Below are 22,968 nucleotides of genomic sequence, written 5' to 3'. Positions count from 1 at the left end.
CTTTTAAGAGAGTAATTTAAACCAGGGGTGTTGCAACCACTCCTGGTTTTCTTTTTCAGATTACTGTTTTGAAGAGCGTAAATTTTAATGCATAACAGTAATCCTCCTTCCTTCTACTTTTAGGTGAACTGCATTTGTTTGTTCTATGATGTTAATCACATCTTTAATATTTTTAGTTCTCGAAACAGTTCCAATAAATTCCATTTGTTCTAAATCATCCGGACAAACAACCTCCACATCATACCATCTGGAAATCTTCCGCATAATACTGCCTAAATCTTCTTTGTTGAAATTGAAATTGTTATTTACCCAGGCTACGGCTTCTTCGGCATTAACAGGGCTTATCACGATGTTGCCATTTTTGAGCACAGCTTGCTGATGAGGCTTTAAAATTGCCGTATTTAGCTCGTTCAATTTGGCTCTGGATGACAATGACACTTTCACACTTCCTTCCAATAACGTCGTCGCCGTCACTTTCTCATCCGCATAAGCATTCACATTAAAATGGGTTCCCAATACTTCAACGGTTTGCTGACTGGTAACAACTTTAAAGGGTTGATCTTTGCGCTTTGCAACCTCAAAATAGCCTTCGCCCACCAATTCAACTACACGTTCACTGCCTATAAAACTTGTTGGATATTTTAAGGAAGATTCGGCGTTTAACCAAACCTTGGTGCCATCGGCAAGTGTTAAAATGTAGTAACCTCCTCTAGGGATCGTTAATAAATTATAAACCACGCTAGCTTCTTGACGATTTTCGGCATTGTAAACCAGTTCACCATTAGCTGTTTTAAAAACACTACTATTTGCTTGATCCGCTAATTTTCCATTCCGTGCATCGCCTAAAACGATCGACTGGCCATTAGCTAAGGTTAACAGTGCTTTTTTACCACCAGGTACAATGTTATTGTTTACAGCCGCAACAACATCCTCTTTGTTCGTTTTTTGCTTGCTAAAATATAATCCAACCGACGCTGACAAAACGATAATAGCGGCCGCAGCAATACGGATATACCTGCGCGGCAAACCCAACCAAAGCCTCACCTGTTTAGCCTTAAGGCTATCGTGTACCGGTAAAGTTGCCCAGATATGATCTTTTGCTTCATCCAGTTCCGCTATTGTGATGGCAATATCTTCTTCTTTGTCGTTTAAGTACCAGCTTTCTATTAGCGTTATTTCTTCTGGAGTACAGGCTCCTTCTCTATATTTTATAAGCAGATTTTTTGCGTCAATGTTATCCATAGGTATATTTTTTGTTAAGGAAGATTAACCCCTTTAATATATAGACGGCATAAGGTGGGCTAGGGGGTAGAAAGATTTAATAAAAAATTAAAATAGATTTAATTATTCTGCAGAACGATCCATTACGCTACGAGGACTTTCTCCAAATTGTTTTTTAAACTCCCTACTAAAATACTTCGGATCGTTAAAGCCTACCTGATAAGAAACCTCATAAATAGTATATCTATTTTGCATAAATAGTTGCTTGGCTTTTTTTAAACGAATAGACTTCACAAAATCGTTTACCGATAAGTCTGTTAACATCCTTACTTTTTTATACAAAACAGGTCTGCTCATCCCAATCTTTGATGCCAAGGCATCTACCCCAAAATTTTCATCAGCAATATGCTCATTGATAAAACCCAGTAGCTTAGACATAAACACTTCGTCTACAGAATTTAAAGTAACATCTTTAGGCTCTAAATTCGAGTATTTTAAATAGCGCTGCCTAACCGCCATCCGCGACATTAATAAGTTGCGAACACTGAGCAACAACAGGTCTGGACTAAAGGGTTTGGTAACATATATATCTGCACCAGTTTCCAGACCATCAATATGGTGGATATGGGAAGAACGCGCCGTTAGAATAATAATCGGAATGTGACTGGTTCGCTCATCGGCTTTAAGCCTGCGGCAAAGTTCCAAACCATCTATTTTGGGCATCATTACATCACAAATAATTAAATCTGGCAGTACTTTAATTGCTGTTTCCCATCCTTCAAGCCCATCGGCACTTTCCAGCACTTGATAATGTTTAGAGATAAGCTTCGAAATAAACTGCATAATTTCTGCATTATCTTCAACAAGCAGTATCGTTTCTTTGGCAGGCTGCTTGGCTTCTTTTACTAATTCGTCCAGTTTAACCTCATCATGTGCATAGGCATAGGTGTGAGCTAATTGTCTATGCTCCTTAACATTTTCAAACTCTTCCTGTTTATAATGGGATTTCCCCCTTTTTAAGCGAATACTAAAATTAGTGTACCCCGGTTCATTACCTTCTGAAGGATTACTTACAAAATTTATTTCTCCATGATGGGCTTCGACGATAATTTTGGAAAGCGCCAATCCGATTCCAGAACCAATTTGACTGGTATCCTGGTCATCTACCTGAAAATAGTCGCTGAATAACTTTGGCTGACTTTCAATGGGAATGCCTCGACCTGTATCTTGTATGCTAATAACAACATCTTCCTCCTGCACGGTGGCTGTAACGGTTATATGCCCATTGTGCTGGGTAAATTTAAAAGCATTTGAAAGTAGGTTATACAGCACCTTCTCAAGCTGTAGCTTATCATAGTAGAGCTTAATCTCCGCTAATTCGTGAATAAACGTATAGGTTATATGCTTATCTTGAGCAATATGTTTAAAGGAGAGAAAAATTTCATTTATAAAATCAATGATATTGTCTTCGCTTACATGGAGTTTAAGATGATGAGTTTCGGCCTTTCTAAAATCCATTAATTCCGTGATCAACCGAATTAAACGGTCTGCATTATGCTTAATAGGAACCAACTGTTTATGCAACTCTGGGTTTTTATGAGAAGTATTGAGCAAGCTTTCAAGTGGGCCGATAATAAGTGTCAACGGCGTCCTTATTTCATGAGCTATATAAGTAAAAAAATTTAACTTCATTCTTTGCAGATCTTCCGTTCGTTTTAATCGCTCTTGTACAAAAATGTAACGTATAATTAAAAATAGGATCCAGCCAAAAAGTAAGATGTATAGCAAATAGGCCCACCAAGTTGCCCAAAATGGCGGCAAAATCTTAATTTCAATCGTTGCTGGGCTTCCTCCATCTACACCATCATTATTGATGCCTTTTACAATAAAAGTGTAATTTCCTGGTTGCAGATTTGCATAGGTGGCGTTGGGGATATTGGTGTGAACCCAGTTCTCGTTGTAGCCTAAAAGCTTATAAGCATAATTATTTTTCTCTGGTTTAACGTAGTTTAATAGCGCAAATTCTATGCTAAAATTATTGTTGTTGTGTTCGAATACGAGCTTCTTTGTTGTTTTAATATCCTGTTTAAGCAATCCATCAGGTCCATTTACTAAAACAGGTTCGTTAAAGAGTTTTAATCCTGTAAAGGTAATTGGAGCAACCCGATTATTGACCTCAATCTGGTCTGATTTAAATGAAGTTACTCCGTCATATCCCCCAAAAAATAGTTGCCCCTTGCTGTCTTTGAAAAATGATCTAAAGTTAAAATCATTTCCTGCAATGCCGTCACTACGGGTATAATTGTAAAATTTCCCGGTAGCAACCTCCATCTTCGATAAGCCCTTATCGGTACTTAACCATAGGTTTTCATTTTGATCTTCGATGATCCCTAAAATATTGTTATTTGGTAGGCCATTTCTTTCAGAGAAGTTTGTGAACTTGCCAGTTTTGGTATTGAAAATACTGAGACCGCCTAGATAGGTGCCTACACAAATATGGCCGTTCTTAGTTTGGATAATACAATTAATGCGGTTAGATTGTAAACTATTCGAATCGGCAGCTTTATAATATGCCCTAACATTGCCAGTGAGGGGGAAGTAGGTGAAAAGCCCACCCATTGTACCTATCCATAAATTTTTTGACTTATCCTCAAATAAAACTTGAATGAATTTGTTGGAAAGTTTTTTTTCTACAGGGCTTTTAACGGTAGTGTTAAGATATTCACCGTTCGATTCTAAGATGGTAGAAAGTCCATTTTTGGAGCCAACCCAAACGGTACCTTCACTATCTTCCGTAATTGCAACAATCTCTGCAGTACCAACATAAGGATATTCTTCTTTTACATTAATTATTTTCTTAAACCGCTGTTTAACTGCATCGAAAACAAATAAACCACCCCTGTGTGTGCCTATCATTAATTTGCCAGCCTTATCAAGATAAAGTGTTTTGATAAGGTTGGTAGTTAATGCGTATGGATTATTTGGATTGGCAAAATAGTGACTGAAGGTATTTTCTCTTCTGTTAAGGTAATTTAATCCCCCTCCTTCAGTTCCAATCCATAAGTTATGGTACTGGTCTTCTACCATTGCGCTGATAATATTGCTGCTGATGCTAGCTTGGGACTTACTATTCTTATAAACGGTGAAATTTGTTGAATAAGGATAGACCACATTTACGCCCTTATAATAAGTGCCAATATACATGGAGCCACTTATGTCTTGAAAAATGCTATGGGTAGAATTCTGGCTCAATGAACCAGGTAAATCAGGATGGTGCCTATGGTTGGAGAATGTTTGATGTAGCGGATCAAATATGCTTATCCCTTCCTGCGTTGCAATCCATAATTTACCTGCCTTATCGAAAATTATCTTTCTAATGTCGTTGTTAATGAGCGAATTGCTCTTTGATAGGTCTTTCTGAAAACGACTAAATGATTTATTTTTATAATTAAATAAATTAAGTCCTTTATCTGTGCCCACCCATAAATTTTTGTTCTTATCACAAGTAATGCTTCTCACATAATTTGAGCTAATGCTTCGTAGGTCTTGAGGATTGTGTTTGAATAACTCATAGTGGTAGGTTCCTTTAATTGCATACATTCTAATGAGCCCACCTTCAGTCCCAAGCCAAATGTTTTGTTGAGCATCTTTAAAGATGGCTAAGATCATGTTACGGCGGGAAGGGCCTCCAGGTTTGTCAAAAAAAAATCTCTTAAACTTCTTCTTTTTTTGATCAACCAATAAATTAAGACCATCTAGTGTTCCCACCCATAAATTTTTTTTCGGGTCTTCATATAGGCACTCCACTAAATTACTACTTAAACTGCTTGAAGAGGTGTCTTTAAAAGCGCGTGTAAATCGATCAGTTTCTTCATCGTAAAAGTTTAATCCATTTTCTGTGCCCACCATAATCAATCCGCTTGAAGTGGTTAGGAGACTAACTATTGAGTTATCAGAGATACTATAAGGGTTTTCGTTATTAGTGTACACTTTAAATCTATACCCGTCGTACCTGTTTAAGCCACCGCGGGTACCAAACCATAAGAACTGATTTTTGTCCTGTGTGATGGCCATTACAGAATTTTGGGATAGGCCATTTTCCATCGACAAATGATTGAAGACAATGGGTTTTTGTGCGTAAATCCTGTTAAGAAATAATACAGATATTAAAAGCAGCCAATATTTCATTTATACAATTAATATGGAGGAGGTACTTGTAGTTTGTGGATTAAATATAAGCCGAACTTATCGAAACTGGCGCATTGTTGCGATTTTTCTACCCTTTCTTTTACAATTTTCAACCTTATTGAATCTACGCCCTTATACTTTTGAGTAATTGAAAACCTATCAATTAACCTAACCAAATCAAACATGAAAAAAATTCTACTACAATTGAAGGTACCATTAGGTGCTTGCTTGTTTTTGGCAATGTCCTTGTTGTTTTTGCCATCCTGTAAAAAGGACGACGTTTACAGATCCGATATTTTTATTAAGAAACAATGGAAATTAAATCTTTCGTCAACTAATGTTATTCCCGCACTAGCCAATAAAGATGATCATGCCGTAGCAATGGTGTATTTAATGAGCAATAAGGAGCTACACTATGATATCTATTTTGACAGGCCCTTAGAAAATGGCGATAGTCCTACCACCGTGAAGCTCTATTTCGGCGAAAGTGGCCAAACTGGCGAGTTGTTCCTCGACTTAAACGCGCCATCGTTTAATGCGCAACGTGAAACAAAAGGCAAAGTACTATTGGATGAGCCTAATTTTCTGAAAATACAGACGGCAAAAATTTACTGCCAGGTTTCCTCAACACAACAGCAGTCGGGGCTAGTTCGAGATCAACTAAATTAATTGGTATTAAAAAAACTTTATAAAATGGATAAAAAATCTACTTTATTCCAGCTAAAAAGTCAGCTAATTCTTTGGCTGCTTTGTCTCGCGGCAGTGGGACAGGTGTTAGCGCAGCAACAAAAGTCGGATGATGAGAACCTAATGGTGCCTGATTCTGTGCTAAAAAAGATAAAATTACAAGATAGACATATCAATCAATGGTTTTCCACTACACAAAAAAGAAAAAACGTTGAGGGTTCAACAACAATTTATAACGAGGATGTAATGACTACTCCCGTTTCTGATATTACGAATGTAATTGCTGGGCGATTGCCCGGTTTATACAGTTCGAAATCTTCGGGAAGAACCGGGCCAATGTTCGACGCCTCATCCTTAACATTAAGGGGGCAAACACCTTTACTGATTATTGATGGTGTGCAGCGATCCTTTACCAGTTTTAACGTAGACGACATTAAGTCCATTACTGTAATGAATGATGCGCTGTCAAACGCTATGTTCGGCTTGCGTTCAGGAAATGGGGTTATTTATATCACTACAAAAGATAGGTCGATTGAGAAACCCTTTGAACTAGGATTTTCTGCACAATTTGGTGCAAATGAACAATTCAAAAGACCAAACTTTATTACGGGAGCCGATTATGCTAGGCTTTATAATGAAGCACAGCAAAATACATTTCCCGGGGCAACCCCACTTTATTCGGAAGAACGGATCGCCGCATTACAAAATGGAACAAATGATCCGTATACAAACCCAAATAATGATTGGTATAATACGGTTTACAAAAAAAGTAATACGCAACAGCGCTACGCAATCAATGCAGCCGGAAATGGTAAAAATTATAGATTTTATACTTCTGTAGAACATTTTGCACAAGATGGAAATTTCTTAACTAATAAGGATAATCCATACAATACCGATAACTATTATAAAAGATATAACCTCCGTACCAATGCGCAAATTGATTTTAACGAGGATATCCAACTTGGCTTAAATATTTTTGGTTCAGTTGAAAATAACAATGAGCCGGGTGTTACAGGTTCTACTATCATGAGTAGGATTTATGGAACTTCACCTTTAGAATATCCTGCCAAAAATGCAGACGGATCTTATGGAGGTACCACGTCATTTCTTACCAATATTTTGGCGAGTACCATCAGCAGTGGATACATACAATATAACGAGCGTTCACTCAGTGCCGATGTATCGTTGAAATATAAATTGGACGATATCACAAAAGGCTTATGGACTAAAGCCTTATTATCGATCAATAACTATTACTTGCAGCGAATTGCGCGCACAAAATCGTTCGCTATTTATTACCCAAATCTTTCAACGGGCGAATATACAAAAGTGGGAAGCGATGGAGTTCTCGAAGCAGGAGCAGGAATTCAATCCATCAGTTCACAGTACAAACAAACGTTTTTCAATGGCCTAATTGGCTACGATAAAGCGATGGGGAACCATGAATTTAATGTATTGGCTACTTATAACTTAACCAATTTGATAGATTCTTATACCCAATTAAACCAGGTTTACCAAACTGCCGGTTTAAAAGCAAATTATAGCTATAATGAAAAATACCTTGCAGAATTAGCCTTAGCTTATAGCGGCTTTAACCGGTACGCCGAAGGTAACCGCTGGGGATTTTTACCCGCTATCGGTTTAGGTTGGATAGTGTCTAAAGAAGAATGGTTCAATAGCAAGGCAATTAACCTTTTAAAATTACGTGGAACTATCGGCAAATCGGCCTATGCTGATCCATCAAATTATTATACCTATCTGCAGAACTATTCCGTAGCATCAACAGGTTATAACTTTGGGGCAACGGCAACCGCAGTAGCCGGAGCACTCCAAAACAGCATGAATAATCCCAACATTACCTGGGAAAAAGCGCTTAAGATCGATGTTGGTATCGAAGCCCAGTTCTTAAATCATTTCAATATAGCGTTGAATTATTACAACAATAAGTATGTAGATGAGTTAATTAGCCCGGCAAATGGCTATGCTTCTGGCATTATTGGATTAGGATATCCGTCTGTAAATGCAGGTAAAACCCGCTATTTCGGTTATGAAACAAGCCTTGGTTATCAAAGCGAAAATGACGGCATCAATTATTTCATCAAAGGAAATCTATCGATTGCGAAAAATAAAATTATTTCTCGTGCTGAAGGCAATTACCCTTATAGCTGGATGTACAGAGCAGGGCAGCCATCGGCCACATTTGGATATGAGGCCATTGGCTTTTATCAAGCGGGAGAAGATTTTACCAAAACAGCAAATATTCCAGGTTATACGCCTAGCGCCGGAGATATCAGATATAATGATCTAAATAAAGATGGTGTGATAGATTTCCTTGACCAAAAGGCCATTGCAGGAACGAAGCCCTTAGTGTTCTTTGGATTGAATTTTGGCTTTAACTACAGAAATTTTGATTTCAATGCTTTAATTGAAGGCCGCGTAAATCGTGAAATATACTACGCTTCAAGTTCGTTTTTAGCCTTTAATAATAACAATGGAAACGTATTGGATTATACGACCGAAAATCGATGGACGCCCCAAAATCCAGTAAACGCAACTTTGCCGAGATTAACATTGGGTAATAACACCTATAACACGCAAAGTTCAAGTTTTTGGGTTAAGCGGGCAGATTATATCCGCTTAAAGAATGCAGAGATAGGGTATACGATTCCTGCAAAACTCCTGTCAAAAGCCAAGATTAGTAAACTTAGGGTTTTTGTAAATGGATATAATTTACTAACGGCTTCTAAATTAGCTTATTTAGATCCTGAAACCGGACTATCAGGTTTTGCTAATTATCGGATAATGAATGCTGGTGTATCACTTAAACTTTAAGCAAATGATCACATTATCAAATTTAAAACAAAAACTATACAGCATGAAAAATATAACCCTTTTCCTGTTTTCCTTTTTGCTCATCTTATCAGGCTGTAAAAAGATGATTGAGGATGCCCCTCTCGAAAATGCAAATATTGACCTGGTTTTTGATAGCCAAGATTCAATTGGAAAATATGCACAAGAATTCTTGAACAATACCTATGCTAGTTTGCCAGGCGGATTTAATAGAGTAGGAGGTAACTTGCTGGAATCTGGCTCTGATGATGCTTTGCCATCATCAACAGCTGATGTGGTACAGTTTTTCTCAAATGGGGCATTTAACCAGGTAAACTTGCCAGATAATACTTGGGATGCAAACTATGCAGGGATTAGAAAGGTAAATGTATTTCTTCAGAATATTGATAGAGTGCCTTTTAAAGAAAAAGGTCTTAAGAACAGGCTTAAAGCTGAAGCAAGAGGCTTAAGAGCAGTGTTTTATTTCGAATTAATTAAACGCTGGGGAGGTGTACCGATTATTGGAGACGAGGTTTTTACATTAGCAGATAATATTCAGTTTCCTAGGAACACATACCAGGAGTGTGTTAACTATATCAGTTCAGAAATTGAGGCCGTTATGCCTTTCTTATTAACGCCAAATGCTGCGAGTGGCTATACAGGTGTTTTTTTCGGACGCTTTACAAAAGGAGCAGCAATGGCTTTAAAAGCAAGGATGCTACTATATGCTGCAAGTCCGTTAAACAATACAAACAACGATCTTACCAAATGGGCACTTGCTGCCAAATCAGCTAAAGACGTAATGGACAGTGTAGCTGCAGGCAAATTTGTATATGGTTTGTCAACTTCCACAACTACGGCACATTATTCTGCCACAACTTTAGCCGGACTGGCGCCGTCAGCTAAAATGACGAGTTATGTGGCAGGCGTAAATAAATTTTTGAATGTTTTTTCTACACGTTACAATTCAGAAATTATTTTACCATACCTAAGGGCAACATCAACTGATGTGGAAAGTAATAATGAGCCAATTGGATATACAAGGGCGGGAGACGGAAAAACAAATCCAACCCAAGAATTGGTGAATGAATTCGAGACTCTTGATGGGAAGATGATTGAAGACAATAGCTCTGGCTGGAGTATTAATACTCCTTATTACAATCGCGATCCACGTCTAGCTGGCACAGTGTCTTTCAACGGCCTGTTTTGGTTAACTAGGAATGTACAAACATATGATGGGGGTAAGGATAGGCCAAAAGGCTTTGGAAATACGACGTCTGGTGAAACTAGAACCGGCTACTACCTGCGCAAATTTATGACTGGTACTACCAGTGAAACAGCTTATACTGCCACAAATCATAATTTTCCGATTTTCCGATACGCAGAGATTCTTTTAAACTATGCCGAAGCACAGAATGAAGCAGTAGGACCAGATGGATCGGTATATAGCGCAATTAATGCGATTCGTACCCGTAGCAATATGCCTGTTTTACCAGTTGGCTTAAACCAGACCGAAATGCGCTACCGTATTAGACATGAGCGACGCGTGGAAATGGCTTTTGAAGAACAGCGTTTTTTCGATATCAGAAGATGGAAGATTGCAGAAAATGTGCTGAATGGGGTTCTCCACGGCATACAGGGAACATTAAACGGAGCAACTGTAAACTACAATATTGTAGAGGTAGCTAATGCAAAATTCGATGCAAGTAAAATGTACCTCTATCCAATTCCTTTTAAAGAAACGGCTTCAAATAGTAAAATGGTACAAAATCCAAACTGGTAATTCATAAAATAGAAGAAGATGAAAACAAATATATTATATCTTATCCTCATTCTTACCGCATTTACTTTACCGGCATACAGTCAAGCCGGGCAGAAGATAACAGGTACGATACGCGATGCACGCGGACCAGTTCCGGGTGCAGGTATTTTTGAGAAGGATTTTACATCAAATGGAACGAGTGCCGACGAAAATGGAAATTTCTCTTTAACCTTAAAGGGAAGTGCTAAGATCATTGTGATTAAATCTATCGGATTTTTAACAAAAGAGTTAAAAATAACCGATAATGAACCTATTCAAATTCTGCTGGAAGAAGATGCCAAAGGTTTAGAAGAGATTGTTGTACTAGGATTTGGTGAAAAGGTAAAAAAACTAACCAATACCGGTGCAGCGAGTTCCATAACCGGACTAGAGCTTCGTCAATCGCCAACATCAAGTATTCAAAACTCACTGGCTGGTCGTTTACCTGGGTTTTTCTCACAGCAACGAAGTGGGCAGCCAGGTAGAGATGGAGCTAACTTTCAAATTAGAGGGGTGAGTACTTATCAAGGTACAACTACGCCACTTATTGTAGTCGACGATATTGAGGTAACTCCAGACCAAATTAGTATGTTGGATCAAAATGAAATAGAGAGCTTAACTATTTTAAAAGATGCCTCAACAACTGCAGTTTATGGGGTACGTGGCGCAAACGGAGTAATTGTAATTAGAACTCGAAGAGGGCAGACCGGAAAACCTCAGTTAACGTTTCGCCAAGAAACGGGTTTAAATAGCTCAACCATGAACTTGAAGACCAACAATTCTTATGAAACCTTGGCATTGCTGCAAGAATGGACGGCTCAGCAATACCTTGATCCAGCTACGCAATATCCTAAATTTTTTAGTGGCGATAATCTCGAACGATATAGGTTAAATGATGATCCATATAACTTCCCATATGTAAATTGGTGGGACGAGCTAACCTTGAAAAATAGTATTCAAAATCGAAGCAACTTTGATATCAGTGGTGGTACACAGCAAACAAAATACTTTGTTTCGTTAGGATACTTTAACCAAGGAGGTATGTATAAAGATTTTAGTAAAAACGAAGGGTATAATGGCAACTATAATTTTGATCGATATAATTTTCGCTCCAATGTAGATCTTAATCCTAATAAGGATTTGCATATCCGCTTCGATTTATCAGGCCGATTTGGCGTAACAAATTCGCCAAATGACGCTCCTGGAAATGGGGGGGCAGCTACCTTACAGTATTTATGGAATGGACAGTTATCTGCTTTTGGCTACCCATTGCTTAATGAAAATGGTACTTATGGAGGTTCTACAAGTGGAACGACCAAAATTAACCCGGTTGCTAATTTGCGCTGGTCTGGCTACAGTAGAGACTATTCAAATAACCTAAGTTTTGTATCACAGATAAATCATAAATTGGATTTTATTACCAAAGGCTTATCCGCAAACGCTTTGGTATCTTACGCGAGCGACTATAACTTTAACCGCTCATTAAAACGTACTTATACAGAATTTCCTATCTTTTACTGGGATGCTTTCTTAGGCGCTTATTCTCCTGTTTACAATGATGTTTATCGTTTGGGCAAACTGTCACGAACAGGAGGTCTGTCAAGTACAAACAGACTGGTAAATGTTCAAGCGTCTCTTAAATATAACAGGAGTTTTAGCAACCATAATGTTAGTGCAATGGGTTTGCTAAACCAAACTACATTGGCTAGCAATGCAGCAGAGCCCTATAATGTACGAGGTGTAACCGGTCGCGTAAGCTATGATTATAAGCAAAAGTATTTAGTTGATTTTAACGGTGCTTACAATGGGTCTGACAGGTTTCAATCTAGCAAGAAATATGGTTTTTTCCCTTCTGTAAGTGTTGGATATAACATTAGCGAGGAGCCTTTTTTCAAGAATAATATCAAGTTCATCGATAACTTAAAAATTAGAGCGTCTTACGGCTTAGTAGGTAATGATGGCATTGGAACAAGCGTATATGCCTTCTCTAAAACCTACGTATCAGGCAGCGGTAAGGGTTATATTTTTGGAGAAACTACCAATTCTGCATCACCTGGAATAATTGAGCCAACCTTAGAGAACAATGAAATCACCTGGGAAACGCAGAAAGATGCCAATATTGGAGTGGATATTAAAATGTTCAAGGGGAAATTATCATTTACTGCAGATTTCTTTAAAAAACGTAGGGAAGATATTTTAACCACCCGTTCTTCGATCGCCTCCGCATTTGGAGCGAGTTTGCCAACTGTAAATTTGGGTATCGTTGAAAATAAAGGTTACGAATTCGAAGTAAACTATCGAGATAATGCATTCGCAAATAAACTATCGTACTTTGTAAGGGGCCAAATAAGTCACGCAGAAAACAAGGTGGTGTTTAGAGATGAAGGTACCGCTAGATTCCCTTGGTTAGGGTTAACCGGGAAACCTGTGGGCGCATTGTTCGGATATAAAGCCGACGGATTTTATAATAGCTTATATGACCTGTATAATAGTCCGAAGCTTTTAACAGCAACGCCTTTGAGCAATTTAAATCTAGGAGGTGTTAAATTGGTAGACCTAAATGACGACGGAGTAATAAATCAATACGATATGGGTTATTTAGGCACCAACCAGCCAGAATTTATAGCAGGCTTAACCCTAGGTTTCTCCTTTAAAGGGTTTGATGTAAGCGCCCTATTCCAAAGTTCATTCAATTATTTTATCAATACACAACGTGGATTAATCAGCTATAGCCGTCCTGAAAATCAATCTATTCCCTACAATTTAGGTAGGTGGACACCTATTACAGGAGCTAATGCCACATTTCCTGTACTATCGGGAAGTGGGTCGCAAAACGGGGTTTATTCTACCTACTGGACTCAAAGAGGAGATTATGTGCGATGGAAAAGTTTGGAAGTTGGATACAGGTTGCCAAAATCGATGGCCAAAAAACTACACCTCGATAATATTAGGATCTATGCAAATGGGTATAACTTAGGATTGGTTTACAACGCATTGCCTGTATTCATTGATCCGGAATCTGCAACAGGTTCCTCATCAACGACCAATATTGGCGATATCAACGAGTATCCCCAGCAACGTATTATAAATTTTGGAATTCAATTCGGATTATAATTAGCATTATCATGAAATACAAATTTTCAATTCTTTTTATTGTTGTAGCAACAATAATAGCGTTTTCATCTTGCAAAAAAGTAGGCTTTCTAGATCGTAAAACGGAAACATTAACCGAAGAAAGGGTGTTTGCAGATAGTGCCTTGACTGTAGGGTTTATAAATGACATGTATGCCTATACCGGACAAGATGTTGTTCCTTATCGGTATTCGACCATTACATCGCCTGGCTCCAACGACTATGCTTGCTTTGATGAGCAAACAACATTAGCGATTAGTTATTATAGTGCTCCGCAACAAGGGCTAATGGCAGGCACCTATTCTGCGTCAAATTATGCGCTTAACAATTATTGGACTACCTACTATAAAAAAATTAGGCAAGCTACTTTATTTATGCAAAAAGCTGGAGCTACACCCTTATCTCCGCAACGCAAAACAGTATTGATGGCAGAAGCCAGATATTTGCGTGCATTCTTTTATGTAGGCCTAGTTCGTTTCTACGGTGGTGTGCAAATTATGCCTAATGAAACACTAAATGTTGAAGATGTGTTAATCTCTAAGCGAAATACCTACAAAGAGTGTGTAGATTATATTGTCAATGAACTGGATGATGCGGCAAAGGACCTTCCGAGTGCATTGCAACAAGATGGTTCTGAATATGGTCACGCCACTAAAGGAGCAGCACTGGCTTTAAAAGCCAGAATTTTGCTCATCGCAGCAAGCCCCTTATTCAATGGTAATTCTCATTCAACAAACGCTGCACTTTTGCCTTATGTAACCTATTCTGCTACTTACAACGAATCGCTATGGCAAAAAGCTGCAGATGCGATGAAAGCAGTAATAGATTTAAATGAATATAGTTTGGTGGAGGACAATACTACCAGACCAGGGCATGGTTTCTGGAAGTTCGCTATCAAAGGCAGAAAAACCACTGAACACATCATCCCTTTTATTGTTTCTAATGGAACTTCGTTAGAGTCTGCACGTTTTCCGAGAAGTCGGGCCGGAAGCGGTGGTGGGTATAGTAATCCCACCGATAATGCGGTTCAATATTTTGGAATGAAAAATGGTAAGGCAATCAATGATCCCACTTCTGGATATAATCCTGATAAGCCCTTTGAAAACAGGGATCCAAGATTTAATTATTCTATTATCTATAATCAGGCCCCAATTTGGAAAAGTGGAAACGGTACCACACTCGTGCCGGTAGATATATACTTCAACAAAGCAAGCAATGCAATTTCTGCCGATGGCATTCAAGCATATTATACCAAAACTGGATACTATTCGCGTAAAATGGCCAATGATTCAACAGTTACCAGTAGTTCAATCCAACGAGCACTCCCAGTGATGAGGTATGCAGAGATTTTGATGGGTTATGCTGAAGCATTAAATGAAGTTGGCCAAACCGAGAATGCAGTGTCCATACTGAACCAGGTTCGTAAAAGAGCCGGTATTGAACCAGGTGCTGATGGCAGGTATGGCATTGTGATGGGGATTGCCAAAGAGGGATTAAGAAAAATAATTCAACAAGATTATGTAGCCGAATTTTTGATGGAAGGCCATTTTTGGTATGATACCCGCAGATGGAAAACTGCTGAAGTTACTGAAGCAACCAATATATTCAGTAATTATATTACAAAAGAACTAAATGGTACTTACTCCTATGAAAGAAGAGTAGCACTTGCGGTAAACTGGCAAACAAGGGCCTACCTCGCCCCAATACCGCAAAGCGAAATTGATAAGTCGGCCACCTTAATTCAAAATCCCGGCTGGTAAAAAAAGAATACGTAGTTAAGTGGTTAGTTGCGGAACTAATGGGGGCTGGCGGATGCCCGCCCCAACATTAGGAAAACGGTTACGTTATCTCTAAAAGAAAATTATTTATGTATTTTTAAGAAGTTGGACCCATATGAATTTTCAAGCACAAAGTATTATAAATGAAATTAATTTATCAACTCCTATTCACATTCCTCAGCTTTGAGGCCCTTGCACAGCAGCAACTTATTCCAATGCCCAATAGTTTTGAGCAAAATGAAGGCAGTTTTGTTTTAAGCCCGACAACAGTAATCGTTGCGCCGCAACAACAGCTGCAAAAGTTGAGTTGGTACTTACGGAATGAACTGCAAACATTTGGAAAATTGAGCCTAAATGCTGTTGCTCAATCCGAAAGTCCGGGTATTTATTTGTCGCTCACCAATAAGGGTAAAAATAAAATTAATGAAGAAGCATATAAGCTAAGCATTACCAACCATAAAGTAATCATTTCTGCGCCTACAGAAGCAGGGATCTTTTATGGGATCACTACTTTTTTACAGTTAGTTAGAACAGCCAAACCAGGGAACAAGACATTAGCCATTCCTGCATTGTCGATCACTGATCAGCCTGCATATGCCTGGAGAGGTTTAATGCTTGATGAATCCCGTGCATTTTATGGAAAAGAAAAGGTAAAGGAGATCTTAGATTGGATGGCGTTTTACAAATTAAACCGTTTTCATTGGCATCTTACCGATGAGCCAGGTTGGCGTTTAGAAATAAAGAAATACCCAAAATTATCATTGATAGGGGGTATTGGAAATTATCTCAATCCCAATGCGCCCGCACAGTATTATACACAGAACGATATTAAAGAAATTGTAAGCTATGCTGCGGATCGTTTTATCACGGTAATTCCTGAAATCGATATGCCTGGCCATGCAACAGCGGCCAATATGGCATATCCAGAGCACTCTGGAGGCGGTTCAAAAGCACATCCCGAATTCACTTTTAACCCCGGTAAAGAAACTACTTATCAATATCTCACCAACATCGTAAAGGAAACAAACGTCTTATTCCCGGCAGGTTTAATTCATCTAGGTGGTGATGAAGTAAGTTATGGAAATGAAAAATGGAAAGTTGATCCGGCAATTGCGGATCTTAGAAAGCGTGAAAATTTAGCAGATGATAAGGCTGTAGAACGCTATTTTATGAAGAGAATGGCCGATTCGGTCTATCAAATGAATAGTAAAGTTTTGGTTTGGGATGAAATGGTAGATGCCGGTTTACCTACCGATCAAACGGTTATCTTTTGGTGGCGACATGATCAGGTAAAGCAATTAAAAACAGCGCTGAATAATAAGTATCAAACAGTATTATGCCCGCGCTTGCCTTTGTATTTTGATTTTGTGCAAGATAGCACACATCAATATGGACGTAAATGGGGTAAATTATATAATCCTATTCAACAGGTATATGATTTTAACCCACTTAAATTTATAGACAGTCCTTCCCAAAGTCAGCATATCTTAGGGCTTCAGGGTAATTTGTGGACAGAAACTGCGCCTACCGCACAAAGATTGGATTACCTGGTATTTCCCCGAATTGCAGCCCTTGCAGAAGCGGCATGGACTACCGTTGAAAACAAAAGCAGCGATCGGTTTATGATGAAAATGAAAACTCATATGCGCTTATATAAACAAGCTGGCCTATATTATTATGATCCAATGAATCCTTTATTTCATCCCGAGCCTGTGACAGAAAAAAAACAGCCCCAAAATTATATAGATTAACATGAAGAAATTTGTAACAGCCCTGCTAATGTGTATGGTGGCCGGTACTGCAATCGCCCAAAACCAACAAATGAAAGCATTGATCGAAGATCAGTTTCAATTTGCAAGGGAGCAATATAAAGTATTAGCTAAAAATGTTTCACCAACGGTGATGCCAAAAACGTATTACCAACAATCTGGTAAAATAGAAACAAGTGATACTAAATGGTGGTGCAGCGGTTTTTTTCCGGGAAGCCTGCTGTATATTTATGAATATACCGGCGATACAGCCATTTTAAGCGAAGCAAAAAGACGCTTGAATATACTGGAAAAAGAAAAACACTTTACAGGAAACCACGATTTAGGATTTATGATGTTTTGTAGCTTTGGGAATGCTTATCGTATTCTTAAAGATCCTGCGTATCGCAAAACGGTCGATACGGCTGCGGCTTCGCTGAGTACCCGTTACCGCCCAAATGCCCAGGTGATACAATCGTGGAACGCCAGTAAAAAATGGGGAGGCCCGGTGATCATTGATAATATGATGAACCTGGAATTATTGAACTGGGTAAGTGATCATGGTGGAGATCCGAGATTTAAAGCAATAGCCATTAAACACGCTAACCAAACATTAAAGAACCATTTTCGCAATGATTATAGTTCCTATCATGTAATAGATTATAACCTGCAAACCGGGGAAGTAGTAAAAAAACAAACCGCACAGGGTGCGGCAGATGAATCGGCATGGAGCCGCGGACAGGCATGGGGATTATATGGCTATCTTGTCATGTTCAGGTCTACTAAAGATAAACGCTACTTAAAGCAAGCTAAAAATATCGCAAAATTTATTTTAAATCATCCAAATCTGCCCCAAGATAAAGTTCCATATTGGGATTTTAATGCCCCAACCATTCCCGATCCCAAAACAAATAGAGATGCTTCGGCCGCCGCAATTATTGCATCAGCTTTGCTGGAATTGGGCCAATATACTAGCAAACAGGAACGAACTAAGTATGTGGCAGTCGCCCAGCAAATGTTAACCTCCCTGTCAACTACTGCCTATCGCGCAAATTTAGGTGAAAATGGTGGGTTTTTACTTATGCACAGCACTGGCTCTTTGCCCGGCAATTCGGAGGTAGATGTTCCTCTAACGTATGCCGATTATTATTATTTAGAAGCCTTATTAAGGTATAAAAATTGGTATTTATAGCGTAATACAAGCACAAACATAATGAAACGATTATTTTTAGGCATTGCACTCCTCGTGCTTGCAACAGGAGGCACTTATGCCCAACAGACAACAAAAAGCAAAACAGATACAATCCCCTTAAAATATGGTAGCCATAGAATTGGCAACCGTACCGACGAGATGATGGAACGTTGGCGTAGCTACGGCCTCGGACAGTTTATACACTGGGGTGTATATGCGATTCCGGGCGGACATTGGGAGGGTAAATCTTATAATGGAGCTGCAGAATGGATCCGTTCATGGGGAGGAGCCTCGGCGCCTGCTAACTGGCAAGCAACTTACGATAATTTGTATAAGCAGTTTAACCCGGTAGCTTTCGATGCCAGAAAATGGGCAAAACAAGCCAAAGATATGGGAGCTAAGTATTTGATTTTTACCACGAAGCACCATGATGGATTTTCTTTATGGCCAAGTAAATACACGGATTACAGCATCACAAACACCCCCTATAAAAAGGATATCGTAAAACAAGTAGTGGATGCGTATGATGCCGAGGGAATTGATGTTTATCTCTATTTTTCTATCATAGATTGGAACCACCCTGGTTATAGATCGGGCGTACCAAAAACCGCTAAGGACAGCCTCGCTTATGAAGATTTTAAACAGTTTACCAGAAACCAGCTGCTTGAGCTTTTAACCAATTACCCGAAAACAAAAGGTTTGTGGTTTGATGGAACCTGGGATGCTGCCTGGGTTAAACAAAGCAAGTTTGCCGATGATCTGGAAAAGGAGCTACGGGCATTTCATCCGGGATTAATTATTGGAAGTCGCTTTCGTGCAGATGAAAATGGTAAACGCCACTTTGACTCGAACGGAAAAATGATGGGCGACTATGAGCAAGGATGGGAACGGAAACTACCAAAAAGTATAGAAGTGCTGGAGGGTAGGGATTGGGATTGTGTGATGACAATACCACCCAATCAATGGGGCTACAATTCAGACTGGAAATCGTCCTATATTAAAACTGCCCATGATTTAACTGATATGCTGCTCCACGCTGTATCGATGAATGGAAATTTGGTCGTTAATTTTGGTCCGGATGGGAAGGGAAACATCCGACCAGAAGAAAGCATCACGGCAGCTAAACTGGGCGAATGGACAAAAGTAAATGGAGCAGCTATTTATGGTGCGAAATATGCAGGCCTTCCAAAGCCAGATTACGGCTATTATACCAAAAAAGACAATAAACTATTCCTTACGGTAATAAACAAACCTGTAAATGGAACGTTACGGCTAGCTATTCCCAGAAGTTATAAGCAAAAGCCAGCCAATGCAGTTTTGCTAATTGGAAATATAAAGCTTAATATAACCACTGTTGATATGGGTATGAGCGGAGATGGAAATATTTACTATGATATTCAGTTGCCAGCTAATTTAAATGCGACGTCGCCATTTGTGGTAAGCATCGAATTGATCAATGCAACAGGTAGAAGCAACAATTTTGGAGAGGCAAAAACCTAATCCGCACTTTAAGACACAACAACACATACGAATGAACACACGAATAATATATTCCACTTTTAGCCTTTTATTTATTTTGAACTGGCGTGCAAACACGGTTCTTGCACAATCGTTGCGACAAAACCTCGCTTTTAATACTGGGTGGACCTTTAAGAAGACGAATGATGCAAGCGCTCAGAAAGAATGGGAAAAAGTAACGCTGCCACACACATGGAATGCCACAGATATGCAGCTATCGAAGGACTTTTATGAAGGAGAGGGGCAATATAAAAAGGAAATCACCTTTGGGAACGAGTATAAAGATAAGCGCTTGTTCTTGCGTTTTGAGGGGGTGGGTCAGGTAGCTCAAGTATATGTAAACAATAAATTGATAGGCACCCATAAAGGAGGTTATAGTGCATTCTGTTTTGATATTACCTATGCAGTGCAATTAGGTAAAATGAATACCATCTTAGTTAAGGCAAACAATAAGGCCCGAAAAGATGTGATCCCAGTAAATCATTTTCTTTTTGGTATATATGGAGGTATTTATAGACCTGTTAGTTTAATTGTAACTGATAAGATTAATATTACTACCACCGACTACGCATCGCCAGGTATTTATATTTCTCAAAAAAACGTAAGTGCCAGCAGCGCCGATGTGAGCATTGCGGTGAAAGTAGAAAACGTAAGTAAACAAGCTGAAAACATAATCATTAGTAGCACTATTTACAATAAAAAAGGAGAAAAGATTTTAGAGAAGCTAAGTACACATCATGTCACCACGCAAGGTAGGCAACAGTTTGTACAAGATCTCAAAGTGGTTGATCCTATACTGTGGGACGGTTTTAACAATCCTTATTTATATAAGGTAGTAACCAGGCTCATTAAAGCTGATGTGGTGATAGATGAAGTTACACAACCTTTAGGCTTGCGCAAGTTCGAATTGGTAGCGGGTAAAGGGATGATGTTGAACGACAAACCCTATACCATGAATGGAGTATGCAGGCATCAGGATAGGTGGGGCTATGGCAGCGCACTAAGTGATAGTCAGCATCAAGAAGATCTAGGGATTATTAAAGAAATGGGTGCCACTACCATTCGTTTTGCCCATTACCAGCAAGCGGAATATTTGTATGCACAATGTGATACCATGGGTTTTGTAATCTGGGCCGAGATTCCGTTTGTAAATGCCTATACAGGGGAAGAGGCAGACAATGCCAAGCAACAATTGGAAGAATTGATTAAACAGAACTACAACCACCCTGCAATTTATGTGTGGGGCTTACACAATGAAGTATATGGAAAAACACCTGCAGATTTCCCTGCAGTGTTAACGCGTGAGTTAAATGATTTAGCAAAAACGTTAGATCCCTATCGTTATACCGTAGCTGTAAGCGGTTATGGCGAAATGGATAGACCAACCAATCTAAATGCAGATATCCAGGGTATGAATCGTTATTACGGCTGGTATGAGGGTAAAATTGGAGACCTCGAAAAGTGGGCCACTGGTTTGGAACAAAAATATCCTAACAATTTAATCATGCTCTCTGAGTACGGTGCTGATGCCAATATATTTCAACAACAAGAACAGGCTACCCTAAAAGAAAGCTGGAATTACACTTTACCACAATATCCAGAGAATTTTGCGACTAAAACCCATGAAATTCAATGGCCGATCATAGCAAAAAATCCAATCATAGCAGCATCTTACCTTTGGAATACATTCGATTTTGCCACGCCCATGTGGAATAGGGGAAGTATGCCTGCCAGAAATATGAAGGGTTTGGTTACTTTTGACCGTAAAATAAAAAAAGATAGTTTTTATTGGTACAAAGCGAATTGGAGTAAAGAACCAGTGTTATATCTTACAGAGCGCCGGACTACGGAGCGTGTAAACGCAGTGACACCAGTAACAGTTTATTCCAATGTTGGTGAACCCATTCTCTATGTAAATGGGAAAAAAATTGCAGCTAAACCGTCGGTAGTAAGTGTTCCTGTTCATTACGTTTTTGAGAACATTCAACTGAAAAAGGGGAAGAACGTGCTTAAAGTGGTTTCTAAAAATTACAGTGATGAAATTACCTGGAACCTAAAATAACGTAGGAAGTTTCATTGCGAGCGCAGCCCCTCCAAACGAAGTAGCCCCTCCAAACGAAGTAGCCCGTCATTGCGAGCGCAGCGAAGCAATCTCTAATCAGATTGCTTCGTGCCTCGCAATGACGCTTCCTACCTCGCAATGACGCTTCGTGCCTCGCAATGACGCTTCGTGCCTCGCAATGACGCTTTCTACCTTCTTTCACAAAATTCTTAAAAACTTAGAAAAAGCATGGTGCCTAACTTTACGCGTAATATTTTCAACGCGTTGTTAACCTGCTTTTTCACTGTTTGTTCTGAGAGGTTGAGCTTTTCGGCAATTTCTTTATGCGTTAACTTATGTTTGCGACTTAGTTCAAAAACTTCTTTCATTTTCGGCGGTAAGTCTGCAATTCCTCTTTCAATAAGGGCAGCTAATTGCTTTTCACGGATTCCATGATCGGTAATGCAAAAACCCTGCGTCATATAATTCTGCAAGGAACTCATGTATTTTGATTCAACCTGTTGATGGGAAATTAAATCGAGGACCTTATTGCGTACTGCGCTATACAAATAGGATGCGAGGCTAGTTTTGATTTCAATTATGTCTCTTTTTGTCCATAATTGCGTAAAAAGCTCATGAATAACATCTTGTGCTTCCTCTTTATGATTTAGTTTTCGGTAAGCGTGTATATAAAGCACATCAAAATAACGGTTATAAATGATGGTATATGCCGCAGCATCGCCACTTTTTAATAACTCAGTTAATTCAACATCAGAGAGTGTGCCATAAGAGAACATTGTTCAAATTGTTAATTTGCTTGACACTACCAA

At 39.0% G+C, this 22,968-nt stretch carries 12 protein-coding genes; 9 read left to right on the top strand and 3 right to left on the bottom strand.

What is annotated here, in order from left to right:
• Positions 1-84: 84 nt before the first annotated feature.
• On the bottom strand, positions 85-1,242 hold the full coding sequence (locus tag BM207_RS06360; protein WP_090992736.1) for a FecR family protein: 1,158 nt from the start codon (positions 1,240-1,242) through the stop codon (positions 85-87).
• A gap of 102 nt (positions 1,243-1,344) precedes the next feature.
• Complete coding sequence (locus BM207_RS06355; RefSeq protein WP_090992735.1) at positions 1,345-5,409, bottom strand: hybrid sensor histidine kinase/response regulator transcription factor; 4,065 nt, start codon at positions 5,407-5,409, stop codon at positions 1,345-1,347.
• 183 nt (positions 5,410-5,592) lie between these two features.
• On the opposite strand from BM207_RS06355, the gene BM207_RS06350 reads away from it, so the two are divergent.
• The 9 genes from BM207_RS06350 to BM207_RS06310 all read left to right on the top strand — a co-directional run bounded on the left by BM207_RS06350 (position 5,593) and on the right by BM207_RS06310 (position 22,159).
• Positions 5,593-6,078: a CHRD domain-containing protein gene (locus BM207_RS06350; RefSeq protein WP_090992734.1), complete on the top strand. Its 486-nt coding sequence runs from the start codon at positions 5,593-5,595 to the stop codon at positions 6,076-6,078.
• Positions 6,079-6,102: 24 nt separating this feature from the next.
• Positions 6,103-8,931, top strand: coding sequence for a SusC/RagA family TonB-linked outer membrane protein (locus tag BM207_RS06345; protein WP_090992733.1), 2,829 nt, complete (start codon positions 6,103-6,105; stop codon positions 8,929-8,931).
• Between the two features lie 43 nt (positions 8,932-8,974).
• Positions 8,975-10,711, top strand: coding sequence for a RagB/SusD family nutrient uptake outer membrane protein (locus tag BM207_RS06340; protein ID WP_177217070.1), 1,737 nt, complete (start codon positions 8,975-8,977; stop codon positions 10,709-10,711).
• Between the two features lie 18 nt (positions 10,712-10,729).
• Complete coding sequence (locus tag BM207_RS06335) at positions 10,730-13,843, top strand: SusC/RagA family TonB-linked outer membrane protein (protein ID WP_090992731.1); 3,114 nt, start codon at positions 10,730-10,732, stop codon at positions 13,841-13,843.
• Positions 13,844-13,854: 11 nt separating this feature from the next.
• The gene (locus BM207_RS06330; protein WP_090992730.1) at positions 13,855-15,621 is read left to right on the top strand and encodes a RagB/SusD family nutrient uptake outer membrane protein; all 1,767 of its coding nucleotides are present in this window, start codon (positions 13,855-13,857) and stop codon (positions 15,619-15,621) included.
• Positions 15,622-15,782: 161 nt separating this feature from the next.
• Positions 15,783-17,390, top strand: coding sequence for a beta-N-acetylhexosaminidase (locus BM207_RS06325; protein WP_090992729.1), 1,608 nt, complete (start codon positions 15,783-15,785; stop codon positions 17,388-17,390).
• A gap of 1 nt (position 17,391) precedes the next feature.
• Positions 17,392-18,579 carry a glycoside hydrolase family 88 protein gene (locus tag BM207_RS06320; protein ID WP_090992728.1) on the top strand — a complete coding sequence of 396 codons (1,188 nt, stop codon included), beginning with the start codon at positions 17,392-17,394 and terminating at the stop codon, positions 18,577-18,579.
• A gap of 21 nt (positions 18,580-18,600) precedes the next feature.
• Positions 18,601-20,079: an alpha-L-fucosidase gene (locus BM207_RS06315; RefSeq protein ID WP_090992727.1), complete on the top strand. Its 1,479-nt coding sequence runs from the start codon at positions 18,601-18,603 to the stop codon at positions 20,077-20,079.
• Between the two features lie 31 nt (positions 20,080-20,110).
• On the top strand, positions 20,111-22,159 hold the full coding sequence (locus BM207_RS06310) for a glycoside hydrolase family 2 protein (RefSeq protein ID WP_090992960.1): 2,049 nt from the start codon (positions 20,111-20,113) through the stop codon (positions 22,157-22,159).
• Between the two features lie 209 nt (positions 22,160-22,368).
• Here the strand turns inward: BM207_RS06310 and BM207_RS06305 are convergent, their stop codons facing one another.
• A complete protein-coding gene (locus BM207_RS06305; RefSeq protein WP_090992726.1) occupies positions 22,369-22,935 on the bottom strand; it encodes an RNA polymerase sigma-70 factor in 567 nt (188 codons plus the stop codon).
• Positions 22,936-22,968: the final 33 nt, after the last annotated feature.

Origin of the sequence: Pedobacter insulae, from assembly GCF_900113525.1 — a bacterium.
Lineage (GTDB): Bacteria > Bacteroidota > Bacteroidia > Sphingobacteriales > Sphingobacteriaceae > Pedobacter > Pedobacter insulae.
Note: the sequence above shows the minus strand (reverse complement) of the source record. Positions and strands in the feature narration are given on the sequence as shown.

Coding starts and splice junctions, on each gene's coding strand:
- BM207_RS06360 (WP_090992736.1), bottom strand. CDS start 1,242: ATGGATAACATTGACGCAAAAAATCTGCTTATAAAATATAGAGAAGGA.
- BM207_RS06355 (WP_090992735.1), bottom strand. CDS start 5,409: ATGAAATATTGGCTGCTTTTAATATCTGTATTATTTCTTAACAGGATT.
- BM207_RS06350 (WP_090992734.1), top strand. CDS start 5,593: ATGAAAAAAATTCTACTACAATTGAAGGTACCATTAGGTGCTTGCTTG.
- BM207_RS06345 (WP_090992733.1), top strand. CDS start 6,103: ATGGATAAAAAATCTACTTTATTCCAGCTAAAAAGTCAGCTAATTCTT.
- BM207_RS06340 (WP_177217070.1), top strand. CDS start 8,975: ATGAAAAATATAACCCTTTTCCTGTTTTCCTTTTTGCTCATCTTATCA.
- BM207_RS06335 (WP_090992731.1), top strand. CDS start 10,730: ATGAAAACAAATATATTATATCTTATCCTCATTCTTACCGCATTTACT.
- BM207_RS06330 (WP_090992730.1), top strand. CDS start 13,855: ATGAAATACAAATTTTCAATTCTTTTTATTGTTGTAGCAACAATAATA.
- BM207_RS06325 (WP_090992729.1), top strand. CDS start 15,783: ATGAAATTAATTTATCAACTCCTATTCACATTCCTCAGCTTTGAGGCC.
- BM207_RS06320 (WP_090992728.1), top strand. CDS start 17,392: ATGAAGAAATTTGTAACAGCCCTGCTAATGTGTATGGTGGCCGGTACT.
- BM207_RS06315 (WP_090992727.1), top strand. CDS start 18,601: ATGAAACGATTATTTTTAGGCATTGCACTCCTCGTGCTTGCAACAGGA.
- BM207_RS06310 (WP_090992960.1), top strand. CDS start 20,111: ATGAACACACGAATAATATATTCCACTTTTAGCCTTTTATTTATTTTG.
- BM207_RS06305 (WP_090992726.1), bottom strand. CDS start 22,935: ATGTTCTCTTATGGCACACTCTCTGATGTTGAATTAACTGAGTTATTA.